Origin of the sequence: Sphingosinicella sp. (assembly GCF_052387495.1) — a bacterium.
GTDB lineage: Bacteria > Pseudomonadota > Alphaproteobacteria > Sphingomonadales > Sphingomonadaceae > Allosphingosinicella.
This window is the reverse complement of the sequence record NZ_JBQTJC010000260.1, coordinates 1-6,836: the sequence shown is the minus strand read 5'-3', so window position 1 is coordinate 6,836 and position 6,836 is coordinate 1. Positions and strand designations below refer to the sequence as shown.

5 protein-coding genes are annotated in these 6,836 nt (G+C 65.9%); 3 read left to right on the top strand and 2 right to left on the bottom strand.

Annotated features, from left to right (window positions below):
• Positions 1-385 (bottom strand): glycine zipper 2TM domain-containing protein (locus ACT4N8_RS14185; RefSeq protein ID WP_444858764.1); only part of this gene is annotated, 385 nt, incomplete at its 3' end.
• Positions 386-764: 379 nt separating this feature from the next.
• Between ACT4N8_RS14185 and ACT4N8_RS14180 the strand changes: the two genes are divergently transcribed.
• Entirely contained in the window at positions 765-1,787 is a 1,023-nt protein-coding gene (locus ACT4N8_RS14180; protein WP_444858763.1) for a sensor histidine kinase, read from the top strand.
• On the opposite strand, the gene ACT4N8_RS14175 is transcribed toward ACT4N8_RS14180, so the two are convergent.
• On the bottom strand, positions 1,784-3,106 hold the full coding sequence (locus tag ACT4N8_RS14175) for a M20/M25/M40 family metallo-hydrolase (RefSeq protein ID WP_444858762.1): 1,323 nt from the start codon (positions 3,104-3,106) through the stop codon (positions 1,784-1,786). The two genes, ACT4N8_RS14180 and ACT4N8_RS14175, sit on opposite strands and share 4 nt — an antisense overlap.
• Before the next feature lie 432 nt (positions 3,107-3,538).
• Here ACT4N8_RS14175 and ACT4N8_RS14170 point away from each other — a divergent pair, with 432 nt between their 5' ends.
• Positions 3,539-6,499 (top strand): hypothetical protein, encoded by a 2,961-nt coding sequence (locus tag ACT4N8_RS14170; RefSeq protein ID WP_444858761.1) that lies wholly within the window; start codon positions 3,539-3,541, stop codon positions 6,497-6,499.
• Positions 6,500-6,573: 74 nt separating this feature from the next.
• A complete protein-coding gene (locus tag ACT4N8_RS14165) occupies positions 6,574-6,834 on the top strand; it encodes an acyl carrier protein (protein WP_444858760.1) in 261 nt (86 codons plus the stop codon).
• Positions 6,835-6,836 lie beyond the last annotated feature (2 nt).

Here is a 6,836-nt window from a genome sequence, read left to right as displayed (position 1 = left end):
CGGTCGTGCCGTCGTTGCGGCGGCAATAATAGCGATTGTCGCGGCCGCGATAGATGCGATCGTTGTAGCTCAGCCGCCGCTCGCGATAATAGCGCCCATCGCGATAATAGTCGTCGGCATAATAAGCGCCGCCGGCGGGCGGGCGGTTATAATCGTAACGGCGGCCCTGACGCCAATCCTGGCGCCGCGCCTGGCTGATCTCGCGGGCGCATTCGCGCTGCTCGCGGCGATATTCGCGGCGGGAATCCGAGTCTCGAAGTTCGCGATTGCATTCGCGGCGCTCCTGGTTTTCGTTGGAGCTATGTGGGTGCGCAGCATAAGCGGGGCTCGAGCCCAACGGGATGGCGGTCGCCGCCACAAGGGCGGCCAGGATGATCTTACGCATGTCATGAATTCCTTTATTGGAACGATGATATGCAAACAATGCCGGGTGGCATGAAGTTCCCTAAAATAAATAAATAGTATGGTTCATGTATAATTCATGAGAAAATGCAGGACGATACTGTTCCAGGAAACTTACCTTGTTTGTCACCTATTTGCTTGCGTTCGCAATGGATTAGCCGTGATAGGGCGGCTCGCTTTTAATGCACGCGAATCGCCCGATCTGTGCTATACAGGTGACCGAGCGACCCTCAGGTGCGATTCGCACAGGTCGTTCGACATCTGCCGGGCATGGCTTTCGTTCCGCGAGCCTCCGGTTCCCGAAGGCTTCGGCCGTGGAATTCTTTGTGCCCGTCCCCCCGGAAGCCGCGAGCAGCCTCGCAATGGCTTTGATCGTGTCTTCGGAGGCGCCGCTCGTCCTGCTCGACGACGAGCTCAAGGTCGTCGCGGCGAGCAATTCCTTCCGCCGCATCTTCGCTGTTCAGCCCGATCTGGTCGGGCTCAGACTTACCGATCTCGGCGGCGGCGAGTGGAACGTGCCGCAGCTCAATTCGCTGCTGCAGGCCACGGTCGCCGGGGTCCCCACCATCGAGGCCTATGAAATGGACCTGGTCCGCCAGGGCCACAAGCCGCGGCGGCTGGTCCTGCGCGCCCACATGCTCGACTATTTCGACGCCGACAACATTCGCATTGCGCTTTCCATCACCGACATCACCGAGGCGCGCCTCGCCGAGCGGCTGAAGGACGACCTCGTCCGCGACAAGGAGCTGCTGCTGCAGGAGCTGCAGCACCGCGTCGCCAACAGCCTGCAGATCATCGCCAGCGTGCTGATGCAAAGCGCCCGGAAGGTTCAATCGGACGAATCGCGCATATACCTTCAGGACGCCCATCACCGCGTCATGTCGATCGCGACGTTGCAGAAGCAGCTCGCCGCGTCCCGGATCGGCGAGGTCGCGCTGCGCCCCTATCTGACCGAATTGTGCGCGAGCATCGGCGCCTCCATGATCCCGCGGGCTGGCCGACTTTCGCTGACCGCCAAGGGCGACGATGCCATGGTGTCGCCCGACGTCTCGGTCAGCCTGGGCCTGATCGGCACCGAGCTGGTGATCAACTGCCTGAAGCACGCTTTCCCCGGGCCCGATTCGGCGGGCAAGGTCGTGGTGGACTATCGTTGCAGCGGAACCGACTGGACGCTCTCGGTCGAAGATAACGGCAGCGGCATGCTGCCCGTTGCGGAGCGTGCGAAGCCCGGACTGGGCACCGGGCTGGTCGAAGCGCTCGCCAACCAGCTCGACGCCACCGTTGCCGTCGAGGAAGCGAACCCCGGAACGAAGGTTTCCATCGTTCACGGCGGAATGGTCGCGATACAGGCGAGCGCCGCCGAACGGCCGCCCGCCTGCCGCTAGCGTCCCCGCTCCAGGCTCAGCCGGCTCATGAACACCGCCATCCGGCGCGCCGGGCGGGTGATGGAGTCGAGCTCGATCCATTCGCCTTCGGCGTGGGCGCCGCCGCCGGCAACGCCTAGCCCGGCGAGCGTGTCCACATCGGCGGCGACGAAGCTTGAATCGGCGGCGCCGCGGCGAGCGGGGTCGTATTCGGGCATTTCGGGCAGGCCGAGGTCGCGGTTGACCGTGTTGAGGCGGGTCAGCAGGGCGCGGTTGCCCTCGGTCGGCGCCATCGGCGGATAGCCGTCGGCGGCGAAGGCCAGCTCCGCCTGGGTCTGCGGCAAATGCTGCGCGACGATCGCCTGCATGCGCTCCCGCACCCGGCGGTCCTGCTCGACCGAGAGCGTGCGCAGGTCGCCGCGCGCCACCGCCTGCTCGGCGACGATGTTGGTCTTCCCCGAAGCGGTGACCCGGAAGCCGTCGCCGTCGATCGTGGCCGGGGTTCCGCCGGCGATCACGCCGACATTGTAGGTGAGGTTGGGCTCGGGCAGCTCGCGGCGGAAGGCGTCGAGGATTCGCGCCATTTCATAGATCGCGCCATAGCCGAGGCTCTGGCCGAACACGCCGCTCGAATGGCCGGTGCGGCCGCGTGTCGTGAGCGTCCAGCTGGTCGAGCTGCGCCGCGCGATCGTCGCCGCGTCGCGCCCGTCCTCGCGGGCGAGATTCTCGAATTCCAGCGCGAAATCGGCTTCGCGGCCGGCTGCGATCAGATCGCGCCGCGCGACCTCGATCGGCGCTCCGGGGCGTTCCTCGTCGCCGGTCAGCACGATCGTGATGTTGGCGCCGCGCAAGGTGCCCGCCTGGTGCATCGCACGGAGCGCGGCCACGATCACGACGATGCCGCCCTTGTCGTCGCCGATGCCGGGGCCGGTGGCGCGGTTGCCGTCTCGGACGAAACGCTGGAACGGACTGTCCGGCTCGAACACCGTATCGAGATGGCCGATCAGCAGGATATTGGGCGCGGCGCGGGCGTTGCGGCGCTGCATGCCGCGATGTGTGGCGATGAGATGCCCGGCGCGCCCCGTCTCGGCCATGTCGATCCAGCGCACGGTGAAGCCCAATGGCTCCAGCTCGGCGCGGACCAGCTCGGCCACCGCCCGCACGCCGGCGAGGTTCAGCGTGCCGCTGTTCCGGTTGACCAGCCGCTCGAGCAACTCGACGTTGCGCGCCTGCTCCCGCTCGACCACCTCGGCCATGCGCCGTTCGTGTGAGCCGAGCTGGGCCAAAGCGGGAGTGGAGATCGCGGCAAGCACGAGCGCGAAGAGGGGCAAGAATCGCATGAGGCTTCGTCCCCCGCGACTATCGCCGGGTCAACCCCTCCCCACACGCAGGTCAGAGCAGGCGCATAGTAGCCGCCGATCCCCTCCGCAGTGACGACGGGATACGGGACCGCACCCACGCCTCCCAGCCATGTCCGTCCCAGCCGGCACCAGCGGCAGGCCCGATCCCTTGTGCGCCCCTCGGACCACGAATTCAAACGCCTGGCGCGAGTCGATTCAACGCTGGCACCAACGAGCGCGCAAACGGAGGCGCGCTAAAGGCCGGCGTTGCGCGGGACGGGCCCGCAATCGTGAGCGACTCGCAAATCGATACGCCGTCGCCTAGGCTGCGCCGGCTAAGCTCAGCGTCCGGCCAGCCCAGGTGAATCCGGGGGGACGACAGCCCGCGACTTCCGCCTGGCCCGATGTAGGATCCAAAGGGAGGACATCGTCATGGCCATAACGGTCACGTTCAGCACGGCCGGCAGTTTCACGATCGAGGATGACGGGATACCGGGCAACAACACCTCGATCGTCCGCCGCGACAGTGACGGCGCTATCCTTGCCGTCATCCCGCATCCCGCCGATTCCCTGACCTTCCGGGCGACCGTGCCCGGCGTGAACCTCACCTTCAACGTCACCGATTCGTTCGGCAGCGGCGTGCTGACGGTCGGCAGCCTTACCAATAGTGCCGAGACGCCGGATTCGATTGTCGTGAGGAACATCCTGTCCTCCAGCTCGGTCACGCTCGTCTCCAACAGCTCCATCACCGAGGGCGGCAGCGACTTCGCGGCCGACATTGTTGCGAGCTCGATCATCCTCAGCGCGCTCAGCGGGGTCGGCACGCCGGGCAACGCGATCGAGACCCAGACCGGGCTGCTCGAGGCGGAGACCACGACCGGCGGGATCACCATCAGCAATTTTGGGGCGGTCACGATCGGCGGGCTCTCCGACCAGGTCAACGGGCTGGACGTCGCCAGCTCGGGCGATCTCATTTTAAGCAATTTCGGAACGATCCTGCTCGGCGATGTCGATCTTGACCCGGGAAATCCGCCGCCTTTACCGCTCGAGACGGTCCATGGCGGCAACACGTCGGGCAACGTCTCGTTGATCGCAAACGGCTTAGATGCAGATATCGTCGCCACGACCGACAATGACGCGATTACAGCACCGCGCGGCAACATCACGCTGACTGCTGGCCGCGACATCGCCTTCGGCACCATCGGCACGAATTTCGACAACGACGTGCGCGCCAGCGGGAGCATCGTCGTGAACGCCGGCCGCGATTTCCTGATCGACGGCTTCGCCGACATGGAGTCCGACAATTTCGGGCAGGGCACCGGCGGCAATGTGGTCGTCAACACCGGCCGCAACGTTCACCTGCGCAACGTTGCCGGCACCGACGGCGGCATCGCCGCTACCGGCGGCGCAGGCGCCGACATCATCATCACCACCGGCTTCAACGGGGCGCTCATCCTCGACGCGCCGAGCGCGAGCGCGCTTTCCTCCGCTTCCGGCGACATCATCGTCAATGCCGATCGCGTCCTGATCAGCGCGTCCTCGGGCATCAACGCCGGCGCGGGCCAAGTGATCCTGCGCCCCGCCACCGATGGGCGCGAAATCATTCTCGGCAGCGCGGGCGACGCGGCTTTCGCGGTCGAGCTTTCGGATGCGGAGCTGGATCGGATATTCACATCCAGCCTGACCATTGGCAGCGACAGCGGCGGGCAGGTCACGGTCAGCGCGCTAGTCGATCCCGCCAATGCACCCAACCTCACGCTGCGCAGCGGCACCGACATCTTCATCCAAGCGAGCATGAACTTGACCGCGTCGCTCACGCTGCGGGCGGGCGACAATATCTTCCAGACTCCCTCGACGATCAATGTCCCGACCTTCGCCGCTTTCGCCGATCAGGCGGGGGATGACGGCAATGCCGGCGGCATCATCAATCTGGGAGGGATTGTTTCGGGGACGACTTCCACTCTGACCGGCAATGCCGAGGCGGACACGCTGACCGGCACCAGCGCCAACGAAACCATTTTCGGCCTGGGCGGCAACGACACGCTGCGCGGCAATGGCGGCAATGACACGCTCGACGGCGGCACCGGCGTCGACACGATGCTGGGCGGGCTTGGTGACGATTTCTACTTCGTCGACAATGGCGGCGACATCGTGACGGAAGCGACGAGCGAGGGCAACGACCGCATCTTTACGAGCGTGAGCTATGCCTTGGCGGGCGGTTCTTCGGTCGAGACCATCAACACCGCCAACAACGGCGGCACGGCCCCGCTCAACCTCACCGGCAATGCGCTGGGTCAGTTCATTCTCGGCAATGCGGGCGCGAACGTGCTTTCCGGCGGCGGCGGCGCGGATACTTTGGCCGGGCTGGGCGGCGACGATGTGCTGGTCGGCAATGCCGACGCCCCTTCGACCCTGCAGGGCGGGACCGGCAACGACACCTATCGGATCGCCAATGCGGGCGACAGCGTGATCGAGCTCGCCGGCGAAGGTAATGACCGGATCCTCGCGAGCGTCAGCTATGTGCTGGGCGCCGGACGCGAGGTCGAGCAACTCTTCACCGCGGACCAGGCGGGTGTCGCGCCCCTCAACCTGACCGGCAACGCGCTCGGCCAGGCGATCCTGGGCAATGCCGGGGCCAATGTCCTGACCGGCGGTGGCGGCGCGGACACGCTGCTCGGGCTCGGCGGCGACGACACGCTGTTCGGCAACGCCGATGCCGCCTCGACAATGCAGGGCGGGACGGGCGACGACCGGTATTTTATCTCGCGGACGGGCGACACCGTGGTCGAGCTGGCCGGCGAGGGCAGTGACCGCATCCTTTCCAGCGTAAGTTATGTGCTGGGCCCCAATCGAGAGATCGAAATCATCTCCACCCAGAATCAAGCCGGGACCGACGCGCTCAACCTCACCGGCAATGAGTTCGGCCAGACCTTGCTCGGCAACAATGGCGCCAACACCTTGTCGGGCGCCGGCGGCGCGGATGTCCTGGCCGGGTTCGCCGGCGCGGATATCCTGCTCGGCGGCGCGGGCGACGACCAGCTCAACGGCGGCGCGGCCAACGACATCTTGAATGGCGGCGCCGATGCCGACCGCTTCATCTTCGCCGACGCGCTTGGCGCCGGCAATGTCGATCTGGTGCAGGATTTCGTGACCGGGCTGGACCGGATCTTCCTCGAGAACGCGGTGTTTACCGGGCTGGCCGGAGGCGCGCTCCCCGTGGGCGCTTTCCGCACCGGGGCGGCGGCGGGAGATGCCGACGACCGCATCATCTACAATCCCGCCAATGGCGCGCTCTTCTTCGACGCCGACGGCAACGGCGCCGGTGCGGCCGTCCAGTTTGCAACCCTGAGCGGCGCGCCCGCCCTTGCCGCGAGCGACTTCGTGGTGATCTAGGCCGCGCCCCGGCGCGGTCGCTTTTGTGCCCAATTTGCTTGGCAGGCATGGCCCCCCAACCTAAAGGGCCTGCCATGACCGACAGAGACGAGACCATCGACAAGGTCGCCAGGCTGATCGCGCCGTTCAACAAAAAAGGCGTGGCGCTGGCCGATGGCACGACCTTCGCGGGCGATCTCGAATGGGACAGCCTCGTCGTCATGGACTTCATCGCCAATGTCGAGGACGAGTTCGACATCTTGATCACGATGAACATGCAGGCCGAGATCGAGACGGTCGGCCAGCTCGTCGACGCGATCGAGACGCTCAGGAACGACGCGTCGCCGCGCCTATGAGC

What these genes read in the sequence shown, in the direction of transcription:
- ACT4N8_RS14180 (WP_444858763.1), top strand. Translation starts at nt 765, where the DNA reads ATGGCTTTGATCGTGTCTTCGGAGGCGCCGCTCGTCCTGCTCGACGAC.
- ACT4N8_RS14175 (WP_444858762.1), bottom strand. Translation starts at nt 3,106, where the DNA reads ATGCGATTCTTGCCCCTCTTCGCGCTCGTGCTTGCCGCGATCTCCACT.
- ACT4N8_RS14170 (WP_444858761.1), top strand. Translation starts at nt 3,539, where the DNA reads ATGGCCATAACGGTCACGTTCAGCACGGCCGGCAGTTTCACGATCGAG.
- ACT4N8_RS14165 (WP_444858760.1), top strand. Translation starts at nt 6,574, where the DNA reads ATGACCGACAGAGACGAGACCATCGACAAGGTCGCCAGGCTGATCGCG.